The sequence below is a fragment of the Psychrobacter sp. M4 genome (assembly GCF_055699795.1).
Genome location: NZ_CM146740.1, coordinates 1,154,284 through 1,173,732, shown reverse-complemented (window position 1 = coordinate 1,173,732; position 19,449 = coordinate 1,154,284). Strand labels below are relative to the sequence as shown.

The window sequence follows — 19,449 nt, the reverse complement described above, 5'->3', positions numbered from 1 at the left end:
ATGCTTGCTAAGGGTTTGGCAAACAAAAATAGCGAGCTGAGAAAGACAGCAAAAACTACATAATAATATCATGTGCCCTAGGTGCAAGATAATTTAGTATATGATTATTTAAAATACCATCGTGTAAAATATAATCGGTATAATTTACCCTATACTATCCGATGCGATGACATTGATGAGGAGCATCATGAGAGATTTTTCTTTACGTCAGATTAGCAGTGCTGTGCTAACTGCTATTAATACAAGTGTGAATAATATGAGTGTAAAGCGTGTGAACATAAAAAGTATAAGCCTAGGTATAGGTACAAGCTTGCTTATGCTTAGCTTTAACGCTCAAGCTGCTGAACCAGTAGCCAATATGCCAGTAGAGACCAGCACTCAAAATAGCGATGCTCAACTGACCTCTGTCAATAGCACTGATGGTATTATCGCCCTAGTCAATGACAACGTGATACTAAAGAGTGATCTAATTAATGCCGTCAATCAAACTCAAGCACGCGCACAAGCAGCGGGCGAGTCTCTGCCCAACTCAGCTCAGCTCCAGTCTGAGATATTAAACGCTTTAATCTTGCGTGAGTTACAACTCTCATTGATTAATCGTGTTGGGCTTAGGCCTGATGAGGCCGCTATCAATCAGCGTCTGGCACAAATTGCCCAGTCAGAAGGACTAGATAGCATCAGTACGCTACAACAACGTTTGGATGCTAATCAAGCCGGTAGCTATGCTGCCTTGCGCGCCCAGTTAATGGAAGATGCAGCTATCCAAGCTTTACAGCAGCGTCAGATTGCTAACCGCGTACGCATTAGCGAGCAAGATATCGATGCGTTTTTGTCCTCGCCTGAAGCCAAACGTTTGAATCAAAGCGAGTATCAAACCATCCATGTTCGTGTGCCCTATGTAGATGATTACAATCGCCTGTCCGAGGCTCAGCGTGCAGCAGCGCTTGAGATCGCCTTACAATTACGTAATAGTTTACAGGTGCCGAATGTCGAGGTTGCAACGGCTGTTGCTGCTGTACAAGGCGACTATCCGATTCCACTACAAGGTGGTGATATGGGCTTCAATAAAGCCTCTGCACTCCCTACTGAGCTATCTAGTGAAATCACCCAACTTGAGGTTGGTGAGGTAAGCGAGCCACTTATCACTCCTGAAGGTATCGATATCATCAAGCTGGCTGATAAAAAGTCCAGTGATACTATGATTATACCGCAGTGGCATACGCGTCATATCTTAGTCAAAACTGATGAGCTACAAACTGATGCGCTCGCTGAGCAAAAAATAAACGACCTATATAACCAGCTGCGTCAAGGCGCTGATTTTGCCAGCCTAGCATCGACTTATTCAGATGATCCAGGTTCAGCAGGACGTGGTGGTGATCTGGGCTGGGTTAGCGATGGTGATATGGTAGGTTCCTTTGAAACCGTCATGAAAAACACACCAATTGGTGATTATTCTGCACCTTTTAAAACTCAATTTGGTTGGCATATTTTAAAGGTTGATGAGCAGCGCCAACAAGACGTTAGTAGTGAGTATCGACGTAACATGGCAAGACAAGTCTTATATCAGCGCCTAGCACCACAAGCGCAAGAGGACTGGCTGCAAGAATTACGCGCTAGCGCTTACATTCAAATTCTTTAATGAGCTAATTGCAATAGTTTAGTTTGCTAGCAGCAAACTAAACTATTCTGCTACTCAGGGCATATACACATGTATATGCCCTTTTTTATTGATTTTTATTATTACTAATAGCAATACTAAGCGTAACAATTAGCTGACGATTGCTAAATATAATGTCGAAATAATCTACTAGATTAAAGAGCTTTTATTAACATCAATCATCATAGGTATCGTTGTAATATGATAACTATAGATAGTAGAGTTTTATAGATGTACAAAAAGTGATAATGATATCTGAACTATATCATGCGCTCCTTTTGGAATTTAACAGTCATAACTGACATTTAAGGTATATAAGTGTGGACAATAAACTAGTTGGTAGCAATTTGACTAAAGCTATGCTGAAACGTGGCGACAAGCAGATATGGTGTGCTGTAGATGACAATAGCGATGAGCAAGCTATTTCTGAGCAGACTCATAATGATTTTAAAGCTTACATCGTCTCTTATGAAGAAGGTAAGTTTTTCTGTACTGCTGGTATGAGTTGGCTGTGTGCTGTACCTATTAAGATAGTTGCTTTAACATCAGAAGAAGTGGGTTTATAGGGACTATAAGCCTGCAGGTACTATAAAATGGACTAGTCTTCGATGTGAAACTGTCCTGTATGTTTCTAAATAACAGTGTTAAAAAAAACCCGAACTTAGGACAATCGGTTCGGGTTTTTGGTACTTTACTCTCAGTACTTTAAGCGCTTTATATTTTTATTATCTCATCCCTGATAATTTGTTCTAAGTCTTTTAAGCTTTGATTTAGAAACTCCATATACTAAATTTCTATATATTAAATTACAGTGGGCTGAGCTGCAATCATAAGAGTATCCTCTCAAAACTATATGCCTTATTGTGTCCATTCAACACTGCATCCCTGCTTATCCTTGTGTTGATGATCCTATTATATGGCAATCATATAGACCCAGCTAGAAGTCAAAAACCCTATTGATTGTAAGCTTTTGCTTACATATATTCATCAAAGTGAATAAATCTACCAATATTACTTATTCTAGCTCTGATGGTTATTAGCTTGTTTTTCTGAATGTCCTTGTTCTGCTTTTTCTTGTGCATGCTCTTTTGAGACCTTATGCCCTTCCTTCTTACCTTCTTGAATCTTGTTTTCAGCCTCTTCGATATCTTTAGCGTCAGTTGTTGGGGCATTTTGCTCTTGCTTGTTTGCCTCTTCTGGCTCATATTGCAGCGTAGTCAATACTGGAAAATGATCGGAGCCAATCGAAGGTAGGCGTTCTATATCTACTACGGTAAAGCAAGCGCTGTGAAAAATATGATCTAATGCCCAGCGTAAAAATGGATAGTCAACATGGAAGGTATTAATAAAATGTCGTCCAATACGTGGATCCAGTAGCCCTGAGATACGCTGGAAACGACGTGTGGTTTTTGACCAAGCGACATCATTGAGATCTCCTGCCAATATGGCGGTTTGATCGTTCTCCTCAATATGACGTCCCACCATCAGCAGCTCAGCGTCACGAGTAGTAGATTTATCGGCCTCTGTGGGACTTGGCGGCATGGGGTGCAAACAGTATAACCAAATAACTCGACCCCCTTGCAAGCGTAGCTGCGTATGAATAGAGGGAATATCATCAATCATAAGATATTTTACCTCAGGATCTATTAGTTCAAGTTTAGAGTACAGATGCATACCATAGAGGTTATCCAAAGGCACTTTTACCGTATAAGGATAATCGGGCTCTATCGTTTCCAGCGCACGCTCCCATTTTTTATCAGACTCAAGGGTGATCAGGATATCTGGCTGCCTCTTTTTAACCAAATTGACCAAGTCTTGAGTACGATTGTTAGGCGTTAGCACGTTTGAGACCATGATTTTGATCTGATGCGCCTTACCCTCTGGTTTATCTTTTGCCTTTTGTACCTCTTTTTTCCATATTCTGGTGTAAGGCAATACCATACGTAGCTGAAACCCTAACGATACGCTAAGCGCGCCAAACAGCGCCCATTGTTTACGCTGCCATGACGACCACGTTACTAGCAGACCAAGCCACGCGGTCAGACCCAAGACCAAAATTTGAATACGTGGAAATTCAACCACACGTACCCACCAATTATCGATGTGCAGCCAGCCCCAAATTGTGACAAAAACAACCAATCCTGCCAATAATTGCACCGCATAGTATATAAAAAGAAAATCCATAGTGTGTATTGACCATCTATTGAATGAATAATGAAGTCGATAATATTATCTATTATGATCTAAAAGATTAAAGTATATACTTTTGTTTAAAAAGTTATAGTTATTTACTTTAGCATCCCATTAGCCTATCGCCTACTAATAATTATCTATTATAGTGAAACTAACAGAAGACTCTCTAGTTCTGCATTATAACTAGCATTTCTTATTAATACTAACGCCAACTAAGTACAGCACAACTTTCCTATTGTCATCAGAATTATATAGTTGATCTACTATAGAACAGCTACAGATGCTTAATAATAATTAACATAGATAAAATTGTGCAAAACGTCTTGCTTTTTATCGTTATTCACGGCATTGTTATCGGTTAACAGTATTACGAATAATAGTAGCAAAAGAGGATTGGTTTTCATGAGTAACTTAACAGTAGGCTTGGTAGGTTGGCGTGGTATGGTAGGTTCGGTGCTAATAGAGCGCATGACAGCAGAAAATGACTTCGCTGGCATTACACCGGTATTTTTCTCCACCAGTAATGCTGGCGGCGATGCGCCTAATTTTGACGGTATTAAACCGAGTCAACTCCAAGACGCTCACGATATTCAGGCACTAGCAGATTGTGATGTTATTATTACCTGTCAAGGTGGTGATTATACTCAAAAAGTGCATCAACCTCTGCGCGATAGTGGTTGGGACGGTTACTGGATTGACGCTGCTAGTACTTTACGCATGGAAAATAATAGTACTATCATACTCGATCCTGTCAATCGTAAGGTTATTGATGCCGCTCTTAGCGAAGGCAAAAAAGACTTTATTGGCGGTAATTGTACCGTATCTTTGATGTTAATGGCGATTGGTGAACTATTTAATAAGGGCTGGGTTGAATGGGTCAGCGCTATGACCTATCAAGCAGCAAGTGGTTCTGGCGCTAACAACATGCGTGAGCTTATCGAAGGGATGGGTTTGCTTTACAATACGGTAAAAGACGAGCTATCTGATCCTGCTAGCGCCATACTTGAAATTGATAAAAAGATTGCACAGGCTCAGCGCGGGGATGATTTCCCCAAACAGTACTTTGGCGTGCCGCTAGCTGGTAGTTTAATTCCTTATATAGATTCGCAGTTAGAAAACAAACAATCACGCGAAGAGTGGAAAGGCGGTGTTGAAACCAACAAGATCCTCGCCAATAGTGCTGATGATAATATTCCCATCGATGGCATGTGTGTACGCGTAGGCTCTATGCGTTGTCATGCACAGGGCTTAACCATCAAGCTCAAAAAAGATATTCCACTAGAAGAGATTGAAGCGGCGCTTAAAAACAGTGGCAACCAGTGGCTTGATGTGGTCGAAGATACCAAGGAAGCAGCTATGAATCGCTTAACACCAGTAGCGGTTACTGGTACTTTAACGGTAGCGCTCGGACGCTTACGTAAGCTAAATATGGGTGGTGAGTACCTAGGAGCTTTTACCGTTGGTGATCAGCTACTGTGGGGTGCAGCAGAACCCCTACGCCGGATGCTTAATATTATTCGTGAGCAAAAATAGCTAGGCTCTAAATACTAGCTAGGTTCTAAATACTAATAGTATAAAGACAGCCAGCGCTGTCTTTTTTATGGCCAACTTTTTAGTAATTATTAAGACTATTGCTGATAAGCAATCATAACCTCATTACGACGCATAAATGGCAAAGTCCATGGTGGATTGTAGCGAGCAAGCTCTGGCTGGCCCGTTACTATTAAATTTTGCGACGCCATCCAGTTTTGTAGCTCCTTTGTTTTATCCGCTACCTTATCGCTGCCAGCTAGACCTGAGAACTTAACTACGCCGTAAGTTTGCACCGGTATCTCAATAATACTAACCTCAGAATTATTTGGTTTTGGCAGGGTTTGTAGCGTATAGCTACTTGGCATCACAAACCGGACACGCCACTTACCATCAGCTTGTTGCATGTTAACAGGCGCGGTCATAGCAATCTTTTGTGACTCGCTGCTATTGCCATTAGCCGCTTGCGCTTGCGTTTTAACTGGTGTGGTCATGCTGATTTCACTGCTACCGCCACTTGGCGTAGTATTATTACCAAAGATATAGTCTGCTAACGTCTTAAACCCTGTCCGGCTGGCTTCGTTTCGATCGCCTGTCACCCAGGTCTCAGCAACAATTTGCGCATCGTAACGGCGTAACTCAAAATCATCTGCTTGCAATAAAATCGTATAGTCAGGCTCTTCAACGGCCATAGCTGCTCCTGATATAAACAGTAAACTACTCAGTGATAAACAAACTGCGGTTTTCATTTTCTGTCTCCACTACTGGAAACCAGCATTTTATTTCATACGGTACGTATTGGTATGACTTATACTTTAACAGTTGACGACGACTTTTGTCTGTGTCGTATAGGTAATAGGCAATATTCAACCTCGACAATATCTGTGTCCCAATAAATGCTCAGCAAGTGGTATAATTAGCGCCATTTTTAGTGACAAGATAGTGATTATTATATGCAATTTACTCTTCATAAAACCTCCAGTGGTGATACACGTGCCCGCCGCGGTACGGTTCATCTCAATCATGGCGACGTGCAAACGCCTGCTTTTATGCCCGTAGGTACGTATGGTACTGTCAAAGGTATGCTACCACGCGATATCGAGGCGATTGGCGCAGATATCATATTAGGTAATACCTTTCATCTATGGTTACGTCCTGGCACAGAAATCATTGACAAGTTCGGTGGCCTGCATAAGTTCATGCATTGGGACAAGCCTATCCTCACGGATTCAGGCGGCTTTCAGGTATTTAGCCTTGGCGCTATGCGTAAAATTACTGAAGAAGGCGTCCATTTTAAATCACCTATCGATGGCGCAAAGGTGTTTTTATCGCCTGAGAAGTCCATGCAGATTCAGTACAGTCTGAATTCCGACATCGTCATGCAATTCGATGAGTGTACGCCCTATCCTGCCACTCATGACGAGGCCAAAAAATCTTTGGAGCTTTCCTTACGCTGGGGTCAGCGCTGTATTGATGAGCATAAGAACTTAGGCAGTACCAATGCGCTATTTGGTATCATTCAAGGTAGTATGTATTCTGATTTACGTCAGCAGTCACTTGATGGTTTGCTAGAGATTGGCTTTGATGGCTATGCTATTGGGGGCCTATCCGTTGGCGAGCCTAAAGAGGAGATGATAGATGTTTTAGATTATCTGCCTAACGACATGCCAGCGGATAAGCCGCGCTACCTGATGGGCGTAGGTAAGCCTGAAGATCTCGTTGAAGGAGTACGCCGCGGGGTAGATATGTTTGACTGCGTAATGCCTACTCGTAATGCGCGTAATGGCCACTATTTTGTTACAGGTGATGCTGATAACGCTGGTGTCGTACGTATCCGTAATAGTCAGTACCGCGAAGATACTAGCGCTCTTGATCCAGAGTGTGACTGCTACACTTGCCAGAACTTTAGCCGCGCCTACCTTTATCATCTTAATAAGTGTAAAGAGATGCTAGGAGCACAGTTAGCGACTATTCATAATTTGCGCTATTATCAGCGTTTGATGGCAGGTATTAGACAAGCAATTGAACAAGATAACTTTGATGAATTTGTCAATGAGTTCTATGCTAAACGCGGACAAAGTGTGCCTGAATTGACTCTACGTTGATTTAAATATACGTTGGTTCAAATATAAGTTGCATTAAGGGCTTAACTTAAAAAGACCAGTCAATAGTGGTTGACTGGTCTTTTTTTGTGTCTTTAAAGCTTTTTACAATCTAAATAGATCAAACCCAAGGAGATTAATAATGATCATCAGGTACTTGACTCATGGGAATGTCAGGATGTTTTCTCAGATGCAAGATAGCGGCAATAAGACCGCCCCATATCAGCACCATCGAGATAATCATAAAAATAATTGCTGAGGTTGTCATAATAAATTCCTGTTGAAGTTCAAGCGTATTTGCCAACGGTATGTGTTTATTTAGCGTCATCAATGACACGGGCTTCATCATCTTCATCGTCATGCAGACCACGCATACGAGTCAGTATAAACGCCCCTAACCCAAAGAACACGACAACACCCCAACCAAATAATAATAGTATGGTGGTAGAGTAACCTTCATAAGGATTTTGTACCAGCTCGATCAACTTTAGACCCAAAGCAACGGTAAGTACGGTTGGGGTGATAACAGTCAACATAAATACCCAAGCGCCACCAAGCTTAACACTAGATATACGATTGATATGCTCAAGTAGGCCTGGGATTTTGTGGCGATTAAACCAAGTTACCCAAACAATAGACAACAAGCCTCCAGCGACAATACCGATATTATTGGCGAAGTGATCTATTACATCTACCAATACCAGTGAGCTACCAGTAGAGAAGGCAACGATGGATATAGTAGCACAGACGCCGCCTATGACTGCCACTGCTTTTTTACGTGACCAAACAAACTTATCTTGAAAGGCAGAGATAGGTACTTCAAGAATACTTACCAAAGAGCTAATACCTGCTACTACTAAAGAGCCGAAAAATAAGAACCCGACGAAATCACCGCTTGAGCCCATAGTTGAGATGATTTTGGGGAATACAAAGAATGCTAACCCTACACCACCACTAGCAACTTCAGAGACGTCTTGGCCTGTTGACATTGCCATAAAACCGATAGCGGCAAAGATACCAATACCAGCAATTAATTCAAACGAGGAGTTGGCAAAACCAACCACTAAACCTGCACCAGTGAGATTGGTATTCTTTTTTAGGTAGGAGGCATAAGTCACCATAATACCAAAACCTACAGATAGTGAGAAAAACACATGACCATAAGCGGCAAGCCAGACACTAGGATCTTGCATTCTCTCCCAGTTAGGCTCGAAGAAAGCATTTAGGCCAATACTAGCCCCTGGTAAGTTGATGGCTTTGAATACCATAATGCCAAACAATACGATAAGTAGTGGAATGCAGATCTTATTAGCAAGCTCAACCCCTTTACGGATGCCGCCTGCCATGATTAGTATGGCAAGCGCCCAAACAATGACTAACCCTATAAACATCTGCGGTACAAATACTGAGGTCAATTCCCCTGTATGTTGTACAAAGTCGCTGACAAAGAAAGTGGTAGTATCCTCGCCCCACCTTTGCCCAAATGAAAAAACCATATAACTGCCTGCCCAGACAATGACAGCAGCGTAGTAGATAGCAATTACAAAAGATACAAGGGTCTGCCACCAACCTACAAATTGTGCTGATCTTACCATCTTCTTATAAGCACGTGGCGGCGCAGAGCGATATTTATGGCCCACAATATAGTCTAAGAATAATAGCGGAATACCTGCTGTCAATAAAGCGATGAGATAAGGCACCATAAACGCCCCGCCACCATTATCATAAGCTACATAAGGAAAGCGCCATATGTTGCCCAGTCCTACTGCGGAGCCGACAGCGGCTATAATAAACCCGGTCCTACTGGACCAATTCTCTCTTGGTTCTGCCATACACTACTCCTAAAATTATAATAGTAAGCTACTCAAATCTAATAAACCAAGAAATGGCCAAATCAATATAGAGGTTACAAATAAGCAGTTCATTAAAATAGGTTACTACAACCTTACTACATATCCTTAGAAAGTTTCTGCTAATCAATACCAAAAGTCAAGTACTCATAAACACAAAAAAGCCATAATATTTAATTATGGCTTAATAAAATGATAGTTATCTTTTAATATATTAATAGAATTTCTAGCGAACAACGCCGCGCTCACTATGCTGTAATGAGTCTATAAGTAGCTGAATCTTTGGTTCTTTTGGTAGCTCTTCTTGCAACACAGCAAGTGCCTGTGCAGTCGTTAAGCCCGACCTAAAAACAGTAACATAAGCTTGACGTAGCTTATCGATCGTTTGCTGTGTCCAACCTTTGCGGCGCATGCCTTCTATATTTAATCCATGGGCGTGCGCAGGGTTTCCTGAAACCATAGTAAACGCTGCTACATCTTTTAAGATTAAGCTGGCACCGCCTACTAGGCTGTAATCATCAACTTTACAAAATTGATGAATGCCTGAATTACCGCCAATGATAGTGTGGTTACCTATACGTACGTGCCCTGCGATACCTACATTGTTAGCCACCACATTATGATCTCCAATTGAGCAATCATGAGCGACGTGAGTATTTACCATTAGCAAATTATGATTACCAATTTTAGTCAAGCTTTTATCTTGTACCGTACCGCGATGCAAGCTACAAGCTTCTCGGATAGTATTATAGTCACCAATCTCAAGCCAAGTACGCTCACCTGCATATTTTAGATCTTGCGGATCCTCACCGATACTTGCGAACTGATAAATCTGATTATGTTGTCCGATTCGAGTCAGCCTTGCTACCACCACATGTCGATGTAGTACAGTATGTGCGCCAATAGTCACCTCATCACCCACAATACAATATGGTCCGATAACCGCGGTTTCATCAATCGTAGCGGATGAAGCGATAAGCGCTGTGGGATGAATCTGACTCATAATGCAGGCCTTTATATCATTTCATGCAAGTAAATGGTAAAACAAAACATACAACTCTTGGCACTACTGTTCTTGTCGAGCAATCATTATTTGTGCACTAGCAGCAAGTTTATCTTCAACATGAACCGTACAATCAAATTTATAAATACCGTGTTTTTGCATGACTGTTTTAGCTCGAATAACCAGCTGATCACCAGGAATCACTCGGCGTTTAAAACGTACCTTATCAACCCCTGCAAATAAATACAGATAACCATCCTCAGCAGTTAATCCAGCACTAATAAAACCCAAAACTCCAGAAACCTGTGCCATGGACTCAACCATCAGCACACCTGGCATAATCGGCTCATCAGGAAAATGACCGTTAAAAAACTCTTCATTGATAGTCACGTTCTTAATACCAGTAATGCATTCGCCGGGTTTGCAGGCTGTGATCTTATCCACTAACATAAAGGGATAACGATGCGGCAAATAATGTTTGAGCGTATGATACGTGAGCGGTAATGTTAGACCTTGCTCAGATAACGTCTTAATGTCTTCATTGGTTAAATTATCGATGTCATTGGTGCTCATAACTAAGCTTCCTTGCAGTTGTTGCATGCTGTTGATTATCAACTTTTAATATAAATTACTAGACAATAAATAATGCTATAAATAACAGTTCAAATATAACTAGGACTAAGGTAAAACAAGGACTTAAAACCTAGTCGCCTAGCTGGCGAAAGCGCACTGCTGCTCGTCGCCATTTAGCAGTGGGCATAGCTGCGGTTCCAGACGAATAAGAACCCGCCGTTTTTATAGATTTAGTCACCATGGTCATACCTGATAAAGTCACATCATCTGTTATTTCAATATGTCCATTAATGCCAACAGCACCACCAATTATGCAGCGCTTACCAATAGTAGTACTACCAGCGATGCCTGTTTTAGCCGCAATAGCAGTACCAGCACCGATACGGACATTATGTGCAACCTGTACTAAATTGTCGATAATGACATGATTACCTATGACAGTATCTCCAATCGCACCGCGATCAACACAGGTATGACTGCCAATACGTACATAATCACCGATAATGACCCGTCCCAACTGAGCAATGCGCTCCCAGCCACTATGGCTAATATCTGACGTTGGCGCAAACCCAAAACCTTCAGCGCCAATACTGACAGCAGCGTGCAAGCGTACGTGATCACCAATAATGCAGTTATGAGCTATCACTACTTGCGACTTAAGTATACAGCCTTCACCAACAATTGCATGGGCTTCAATCACTACGTGACTATCAAGACGGCTGCCTGTACCAATATGTACATGCTCGCCGATCACACAATAAGGCCCAATACTCACGTCAGCACCAATCACCGCGCTCTTAGCAATAATTGCTGTTGGATGAATACGACTATCTGTCTGAGGCACAAAAATCTGGCTACTACTAGCGTAAGCTAAATAAGGATTGGCAACAACCAAAGCTAGGGCGTGTTTTGGCACCTGATCGCGATACTCTTCAGTGACCAGTACGGCGCCTGCCTGAGTACTTTTTAAACTGTCAGTATAACTTGGGTCTGCTAAAAAGCTCAGCTGTGACTCATTAGCAGTCATCAAATTGCCGATGCTACCCAAAGCTAACTGCAACTGCTCAGGGTTAAGCTCATCTTTATTCAACACTGGCTGACGTTGCTCAATTCTGCAGATAAGTTGATCAATCGTTATCATAATTAATAGTAATATGGATAGTAGAAGTAAAACTGGCGTCAAGCTGGAAGATCAGTTTGAGCGCCAATATAAATTATAGAAACATGGTATCAATAAGCCTATTAACGGTTGGTCTAAAACAGCTCCTCAAGCTTAGAAAGTACTACCAATTTGGAACTGGACTTCTTCAGTTTCATCGTTTTCTTTGTCGCCGATGGGTACTGCGTAACTGAGCGAGATTGGTCCGATAGGCGTATACCATGTAATACCAGCACCCGCGCTAAAGCGTAGATCATTGTCCTGAGTTAGTAGCGGCACTCCTGTATCATCACCACTTACCGGATCAACAAAGGTACGATCTTCTTTATCGGTGGTGTCAAATACTTGCCCACCCTCAGCAAACAGTACCGGACGTACTTGATCGGCCCAGTCACCCTTAAACGGCATTGGCAGGATCAGCTCAGTACCAAAAGTAGCTAGCGCATTACCGCCCACCTCTTCATCTCTGATACGGTTAACGCCTCTAATCGCATCATCGTAAGCTTTTGATCTAGGACCAAGCGTTGATGCTTCATAACCCCGCACCGAACCATAACCGCCAGCGTAGAAATTCTCATAAAATGGCAAGTCGTTACCGTAACCAAGTTTGGTATAACCGCGCGCGATCACGTCTTTATAAACAGGATAATATATATTACCGCGATAAATAGCTTTTTGGTAATTAGAATCACCAAAGCCAAAGGTGGCATCGACAGTATGGCTCATACCTTTAGTTGGAAATACGGGACGATCGAGCGTACTGTAATCCCATCCTAAAAGTAGATTGTAGGTATTATAATCGTTTTTAAAGCCAGTGCGACCAACGAATTCATCGTTGCCCTCAAAGTTTGCCACTGATCCATCATCTTCAATAATCTGATCCACGTTGGAGACCCCAAGATAACGGCCACCGCGCACAGAAGTACTATCGAAGTTTATCCCAGCGCTAACTCTCTTAGTTTCATCAACCGGATAACCATATCTTAGCGTTGCCCCATAAGAGTCAGTGACATAGTTACTTACGTTTCTATCATCGTACTTAGTTTCGCGGTAATAAGCACTAACACCTTGTGAGACGCCATTTTCAGTAAAGTAAGGGTCGGTGTAGCCAAGACTATATGAATCACGAGTCTCTGAGCGTGATAACGCGGCATTAACCCGGTTACCGGTACCCATAAAGTTGTTTTGGGTGAGGTCTAACTGAAAGGTAACCCCGCCACTTTGTGAGTAACCAGCGGCAATGGTCGAGCTACCGGAGGGCTGCTCTTCAACTATGTAATTAACATCGATCTGATCGGGCTGATTGGGAACAGGCTTGACATCGACAGTGACGGTTTTGAAAAAACCAGTTCGCATCAAACGCGTCCGTGATAGCTGAATTTTCTCATTAGAGGCCAAGGCGCTTTCTAACTGGCGCATCTCGCGGCGCAGGACTTCATCTTGCGTCTTAATATTGCCACTAAAGTTGATACGGCGCACATAAATAGGACGCACAGGATCAATATAGTAATCAATATCAACGATTTTAGTGTCATCATTAATACGCGGTACTGGACGCACTTCAGCCAAATAATAGCCTGCATTACCGTAGCGGTTTTTTAGCGCCGCTGTGGTCGCATCAAGCTGAGCTTGTGAGTACTGCTCATTGGGCGCAAAGGTGACTAAATCATTAAGCTCACTGGTATCAAATTTTGGCTCGCCTAAGAAGTTAATCTCACCAAACTGGTACTGATCGCCCTCGCTTAAGCTGACTTCAACAAAGACATTGCGTTTGTCCTCGCTGATATTAAGTACTGCATTATCAACGGCGAAGCGCACATAACCATCATTTTGATATAATGCAGTTAGATTCTCTAAACTGGCCGCTAGCTTCTCTTGTGCATAACGATCGGACTTAGATAAAAACCTTGTCCATGAAGATTCTTTTACCGCAAAGACATCTTTGATCTCTTCATCGCTAAAATGGGTATTGCCAATCACATTAATATCAACCACTTTGGCAGGCTTACCTTCGATAAAACGCACGTCTAATCTGACGCGATTTCCATCAAGTAAGGTCTGATCGACCTCGATATTACTATTATAGTAGCCTTGGCTAATGTATTGCTGCTGCAACTCGTTTGCCACGCCTTGTAGCGTTGCCTGCTTTAGGACATCGCCTTCTGCAAGACCTGCATTACTAAGACCTTGCTCAAGTCCTTCTTCAGGGATTAATTTATTGCCCTCAAAGTTGACCTCAGCGATAATCGGACGTTCAATGACATCAAAACGCAGCTGTCCGCCTTCAACACGACTTTGAATATTAGCAAAATTATCCGTGGCATATAGCGCTTTAATACTCGCTGCAAGGCTAGCATCCGTAACCGTATCCCCTACTGTAATCGGCAAAACCGTATAAAGACTATCAGGGGTTAAGCGTTGTAGACCAGTGAAGCCGATATCAGTGACCACAAACTGAGCCGCTTGGGCCGGCATACTTATCATTGCTACAACTAACGGCAACCCAGCCGCACTCATAAATAAAGGCGTACGCATAAACACTATCCGTCAATAAAAAACTTGCTTAAGTTAAGGTAAAAAGCGTGTTTTGTCCAGTCCAATTACGACCAAGCCCTAGACTCAGGTATGGAATGGCACAAGACACTTTATATAAAATGCCGTATAAAATAAACTAAAAATTGCTATCAGTACAGTAGCACTGATGCAATAGCGACACTAACGCTTGCCAGCGACAAAATCTAATATCCTTACAAACGTTAGTATATCGTGCCTTTCTCAATAAGTCGTCCTACTCACTATTAAAACAGGCGGCTGATGTCATTACCAATCGCTAACACCATGAAACCTAACAGTAAGAGTAAACCGATATTTAATCCGACCACTTGCACGCCTTCTGACAATGGTTTACCGCGTATCAGCTCGATAAGATAATACACAATATGGCCGCCATCCAATACCGGAATAGGCAACAGATTTAGTACGGCAAGACTTAGACTAATCAAAGCTGCTGTAGATAATACCATCTCCCAACTAATATCAAAGCTTTGTTTGGCAACTTTAGCAATGGTAATAGGGCCGGATAGATTATCAAGGCCAATCATACCCGAAATCATTTTGCCCATAGAGCTGACCGTCATAACCGCCAATTGCTCAGTTTTTTCAAACGATTTTATTATTGCTTCACCAGGTCCGTAAACTACTGTGGTTTTATAGGTGTCAGGAATGACAATCTCAGATTGTGCCACCATAGCACCTATTTGGCCATAAGTATTACCTAGATTGTCTTTTTTGCCTTGGGGCATGATCTGGAGCTGTACTGGTTTATCATCGCGCAGTACCGCAAAATTAAGTAGCTGCTCAGGGCTATCACGAATAATACGCGTAGCGCTAATCCAATCATCTACTGGCGTGCCATCAATAGCAGTGATACGATCGCCAATCATTAAACCTTGGCGCACTGCTGCTCCATCAGGTGATAACTCGCCTACAATGGGTTCAATCTGCGGCTGCCAAGGCAGCATACCAAAGCTGGTTAATGCATCCTTACCTTGGTCATTGCCTTGCATAAACTGGTTAACAGGGGCTTGATAAGTTTTTGTAGTATTGGATGGCGCATCGGCTTGCAAAGTAATACTAACACTGTCAGTCTCACCCATCCGTCCTGCCAAACGATAGTTAATACCTTCCCAAGTCTGCACCTCATGACCATCAATCGCTACAATTTTGTCGCCGACTGGGAGCTGTGCCATCGCCGCTGGGGTATCTGGTAGCACTTGTCCAATCTTAGTCGTCAACTGCTCAGATGGGGTTATGAATAGCACCCAAAATAGCGCAATAGCAATCAAAAAATTCATAACCGGACCGGCGGCGACAATAGCGATTTTCTTTATGGGATGCTGACGATTAAAGGCTAGATGCTGCTCATCCTTTGCCACCTCTCCTTCACGCTCATCGAGCATTTTGACATAGCCGCCTAGAGGTAGCATAGAAATACGATAATCAATACCGCTTTTTTTACTCGTCCAACCCGTCAGCTTGGGACCAAAACCAATAGAATACGTCAGTACTTTTACACCGCATAAACGCGCCACAATATAATGACCCCATTCATGCAGTGCAATCAGAGGTCCTAACACGAAAATCGCTGCTAATAGCGTCAGTAAAAACGTCATGATGTTTTCTCGTTTGGATGGCTATCTCGTGCCCATTTACTACTGTTAATATTGCCCATTTATCCTCATGTGCCATAAGCTATTTTGGCGACTAGCGTCTCAGTATAGCGTCGTGCTAAGGCATCAATGGCTAAGATATCATCGATATCTGCATGAGCATCTAGCAGGGGTACTTGTATCTCAGACAACGCCTGCTCGTTAATATCAGCGATGTCAGTCAAACGCACTTGCTCCGCTAAAAATGCCGCAACTGCAATCTCGTTAGCCGCGTTTAGAACAATGGTTGCCTGCGTTCCTGCCTGCATAGCTTGGCGGGCCAGACGCAAACAGGCAAATTTTTGCAAGTCAGGTTTGATAAACTCTAAACCACTTAGTGCATATAAATCTAGTGGCTGCGCGCCACTATCGATACGCGCAGGGTAACTCAAAGCGTGAGCGATTGGCGTTTTCATATCTGGACTACCAAGCTGCGCTAAAAAGCTACCATCTCTATATTCTACCATTGAGTGGATGATACTTTGTGGATGAATAACGACATTTATCATCTCTTCGCTCAAATCAAATAAATGACAAGCTTCTATTAGCTCAAGCCCTTTATTCATCATAGTCGCCGAATCAACAGATATCTTTTGTCCCATCGACCAATTGGGATGTTTGACTGCCTTAGCTACGCTGGCTTGCTGCATCTGTGCAAATGACTCATGTAAAAATGGTCCACCAGAGGCGGTCAGCCAAAGCTTACGTACACCATGGCTGGCAGTATGAATTTGTGTATTGTCTTGCTGTATGGCAAGCGGTAAGCACTGAAAAATAGCGTTATGCTCAGAATCTAACGGCAATAAAGTGGCACTATGCCTCTTTACTGTCTCCATCATGACCTCTCCTGCCATTACCAAGGCTTCTTTATTAGCAAGCAAAATACGCTTACCAGCCTTTGCAGCGTCTAGAGTAGATGGCAATCCTGCGGCCCCAACAATAGCGGCTACCACAGTATCCACTTGCGGATCGGTTGCAATCTCTATAAGGCCACGATCGCCGCCTACAACATCAATACGAAGGCCCGCCTCATTTAGGCGTTGAGCAAAGCTATCTACCTCAGATACAGGTACACAGACACGCGCCGGCTGAAACTGCTGACAAAGTGCAAATAGCTTATCTAAGCGCTGGTAACCGGATAAAGCATAAACTTCGTAATCTTGCGAATGCGCCGCTAAAATAGCTAGCGTACTATCGCCAATAGAACCTGTTGCACCAAGTACCGCAATGCGTTGCGTCATAACTATCAATACCTATAATTAACTATCAGAGCTTATAATAATGTTAAAGCGTACAATACCTATAAAAACCAAACGCTCAGCTTAATCTAAACCACTTATAAAGCTAAGTGGTTTAGCGAAAAAGGTATAAATAGAGGTTAGTTTTAAAATTTAGATAACAGATTTTTTAGAGCATAGTTCTATATAACTGTTAGCAATTAAGCAGTCATCAATTCTAAGTACTGTACGAGCCAAAACCCTAGCGCAAATGTTGGAATGGCGGATAGTAAAGAATCAATACGATCTAGTATACCACCATGACCCGGCAGAAAAGTGCCCGAGTCTTTAACGCCAGCGCGGCGCTTCAGCATAGACTCAAACAAATCGCCTAATACCGATGCCAGTATAGTGACTACCGATAAAGCGACAAAAGCTATTAGTGCTATGCCTGTCAATTGCAATTTAAACACGCTAATTACAATGACGACAACTAAACCAGTTGCCACGCCGCCCGCAAGTCCTTCCATACTCTTATTAGGCGAAACATTCGGTGACATTTTGCGGCGTCCAAATTTACGACCCACAAAGTAAGCACCGCTGTCTGCACACCACACCAGTAAAAATACATATAATAGCCACCACGCCGATAGCTGCCACAGATAAAACATAGCAGTAATCGACGCGGTCAGTATGATGACTCCCATGAGTCCAAGCTTACGGCCATACCAGTTAGTGTGAGTGGGAAATTTGCTAACCCAAGATAAGGCCATAAGCCAAATAATAAGTGAGGCTATCCACCAAAACACCCATGTCACTTTTAACCATAATGATAACAGAGTAATGGCTAATACCATGAGTACAAATACGGGAGGATGACGCCATCTGGGCATCAGTTTCGTCCACTCATGGGCCGCGATGGTGACCCCAATGGCTAACAGAGGTATAAATAATATCGGTGTTTTGCTTGTAAACATCGCAATACCGACGATAATAACCAAAATAACCGCCGTTTTAATCCGTTGCCACATACCAATTAAGCCTTATAATAATAAGAAGCATTTGCTAAGTACTGCATTATAACAGTTAGAATGCGTGAATCACTGTGATGCTTGGATCTTGATCTGCTCACTAGTTTTGCCAAACCGGCGTTGCCGCTGATTAAACTCAGTCACCATCTGTGCAAGCTCTTCTGCTACAAAATCTGGCCACAATGTCTGCGTAAAGAATAGCTCAGCATACGCTGATTGCCAAAGTAAAAAGTTGGAAATACGGTATTCGCCGCCTGTTCTCACTAGCATATCCACATCAGGGGCATCCGCTAGTTGCACATATTGAGCGAGCATTTCTTCATTGATACTTTGGGCTGGTAAGTCGCCTGCTTGTACCTGCAGCGCTAGCTGTTTTGCGGCATGAGTGATATCCCACTGACCGCCATAACTAATAGCAATAACCAAGGTCATTGCTTGAAACTGGGCGGTTTTATCCTCCGCATCACTCATGAGTGTTTGCAAGTCATCGTCAAGCTGACTACGATCTCCAATGAACCGTAACCGAATCTGATACTTATACATACGCGGCATTTGCTCATGAATGGTTGAAGCTAGCAGGCGCATGAGCAGTGCCACCTCACTTGGTGGACGTTGCCAGTTTTCACTTGAAAAAGCAAAAACGGTTAATACCTCAACTCCAATATCAAGGCAGTACTCAACGATAGGATCAAGTGCGTCTTTACCTTTGACGTGACCCTCACCGCTACCGAGCGCATGTGCTTTACCATAACGGTTATTGCCATCCATAATGATAGCGATATGACGGGGAATAATAACGGAGCCCAAAGGGGCAGAAATAGACATGGACTATACTGCTTTTGTTATAAAGGTGAATAATAAAGATAAGCTTTCAAAGATACGAATATAAATACTAACGCTCTTATCATAATAGGTATAACTATACT

Annotated in this window: 16 protein-coding genes; 4 read left to right on the top strand and 12 right to left on the bottom strand. The window is 42.7% G+C overall.

Annotation, left to right across the window (positions count from 1 at the left end; all coding sequences use genetic code 11):
• Positions 1-187 precede the first annotated feature (187 nt).
• The gene (locus ACR63N_RS05005) at positions 188-1,639 is read left to right on the top strand and encodes a peptidylprolyl isomerase (protein WP_367108635.1); all 1,452 of its coding nucleotides are present in this window, start codon (positions 188-190) and stop codon (positions 1,637-1,639) included.
• Positions 1,640-1,977: 338 nt separating this feature from the next.
• Entirely contained in the window at positions 1,978-2,223 is a 246-nt protein-coding gene (locus tag ACR63N_RS05000) for a hypothetical protein (RefSeq protein WP_367103543.1), read from the top strand.
• A gap of 454 nt (positions 2,224-2,677) precedes the next feature.
• On the opposite strand, the gene ACR63N_RS04995 is transcribed toward ACR63N_RS05000, so the two are convergent.
• Positions 2,678-3,841, bottom strand: a complete 1,164-nt coding sequence (locus tag ACR63N_RS04995; RefSeq protein ID WP_367103544.1) for an endonuclease/exonuclease/phosphatase family protein — start codon at positions 3,839-3,841, stop codon at positions 2,678-2,680.
• Between the two features lie 411 nt (positions 3,842-4,252).
• Here ACR63N_RS04995 and asd point away from each other — a divergent pair, with 411 nt between their 5' ends.
• Positions 4,253-5,383 carry an aspartate-semialdehyde dehydrogenase gene (gene asd, locus ACR63N_RS04990; protein ID WP_367103545.1) on the top strand — a complete coding sequence of 377 codons (1,131 nt, stop codon included), beginning with the start codon at positions 4,253-4,255 and terminating at the stop codon, positions 5,381-5,383.
• Positions 5,384-5,478: 95 nt separating this feature from the next.
• On the opposite strand, the gene ACR63N_RS04985 is transcribed toward asd, so the two are convergent.
• Positions 5,479-6,129 (bottom strand): SOUL family heme-binding protein, encoded by a 651-nt coding sequence (locus ACR63N_RS04985; protein WP_367103546.1) that lies wholly within the window; start codon positions 6,127-6,129, stop codon positions 5,479-5,481.
• A 204-nt stretch (positions 6,130-6,333) separates the two neighbouring features.
• Here ACR63N_RS04985 and tgt point away from each other — a divergent pair, with 204 nt between their 5' ends.
• Entirely contained in the window at positions 6,334-7,485 is a 1,152-nt protein-coding gene (gene tgt, locus ACR63N_RS04980; protein WP_472782539.1) for a tRNA guanosine(34) transglycosylase Tgt, read from the top strand.
• Between the two features lie 133 nt (positions 7,486-7,618).
• Here the strand turns inward: tgt and ACR63N_RS04975 are convergent, their stop codons facing one another.
• The 10 genes from ACR63N_RS04975 to uppS form a co-directional block, all read right to left on the bottom strand.
• Positions 7,619-7,750, bottom strand: a complete 132-nt coding sequence (locus tag ACR63N_RS04975; protein ID WP_367103548.1) for a methionine/alanine import family NSS transporter small subunit — start codon at positions 7,748-7,750, stop codon at positions 7,619-7,621.
• A 46-nt stretch (positions 7,751-7,796) separates the two neighbouring features.
• Positions 7,797-9,314 carry a sodium-dependent transporter gene (locus ACR63N_RS04970; protein ID WP_367103549.1) on the bottom strand — a complete coding sequence of 506 codons (1,518 nt, stop codon included), beginning with the start codon at positions 9,312-9,314 and terminating at the stop codon, positions 7,797-7,799.
• Positions 9,315-9,558: 244 nt separating this feature from the next.
• The gene (lpxA, locus tag ACR63N_RS04965; RefSeq protein WP_367106136.1) at positions 9,559-10,335 is read right to left on the bottom strand and encodes an acyl-ACP--UDP-N-acetylglucosamine O-acyltransferase; all 777 of its coding nucleotides are present in this window, start codon (positions 10,333-10,335) and stop codon (positions 9,559-9,561) included.
• Positions 10,336-10,398: 63 nt separating this feature from the next.
• A complete protein-coding gene (fabZ, locus tag ACR63N_RS04960; protein WP_367103551.1) occupies positions 10,399-10,908 on the bottom strand; it encodes a 3-hydroxyacyl-ACP dehydratase FabZ in 510 nt (169 codons plus the stop codon).
• A gap of 130 nt (positions 10,909-11,038) precedes the next feature.
• Entirely contained in the window at positions 11,039-12,049 is a 1,011-nt protein-coding gene (gene lpxD / locus ACR63N_RS04955) for a UDP-3-O-(3-hydroxymyristoyl)glucosamine N-acyltransferase (protein ID WP_367103552.1), read from the bottom strand.
• Between the two features lie 132 nt (positions 12,050-12,181).
• On the bottom strand, positions 12,182-14,602 hold the full coding sequence (gene bamA, locus ACR63N_RS04950) for an outer membrane protein assembly factor BamA (RefSeq protein ID WP_367106137.1): 2,421 nt from the start codon (positions 14,600-14,602) through the stop codon (positions 12,182-12,184).
• A 263-nt stretch (positions 14,603-14,865) separates the two neighbouring features.
• Positions 14,866-16,239, bottom strand: a complete 1,374-nt coding sequence (gene rseP / locus ACR63N_RS04945) for an RIP metalloprotease RseP (RefSeq protein WP_367106138.1) — start codon at positions 16,237-16,239, stop codon at positions 14,866-14,868.
• A gap of 65 nt (positions 16,240-16,304) precedes the next feature.
• Complete coding sequence (gene ispC, locus ACR63N_RS04940; protein WP_367106139.1) at positions 16,305-17,516, bottom strand: 1-deoxy-D-xylulose-5-phosphate reductoisomerase; 1,212 nt, start codon at positions 17,514-17,516, stop codon at positions 16,305-16,307.
• 197 nt (positions 17,517-17,713) lie between these two features.
• Positions 17,714-18,523: a phosphatidate cytidylyltransferase gene (locus ACR63N_RS04935; RefSeq protein WP_367106140.1), complete on the bottom strand. Its 810-nt coding sequence runs from the start codon at positions 18,521-18,523 to the stop codon at positions 17,714-17,716.
• A gap of 69 nt (positions 18,524-18,592) precedes the next feature.
• On the bottom strand, positions 18,593-19,348 hold the full coding sequence (gene uppS, locus ACR63N_RS04930; protein WP_367103557.1) for a polyprenyl diphosphate synthase: 756 nt from the start codon (positions 19,346-19,348) through the stop codon (positions 18,593-18,595).
• Positions 19,349-19,449: the final 101 nt, after the last annotated feature.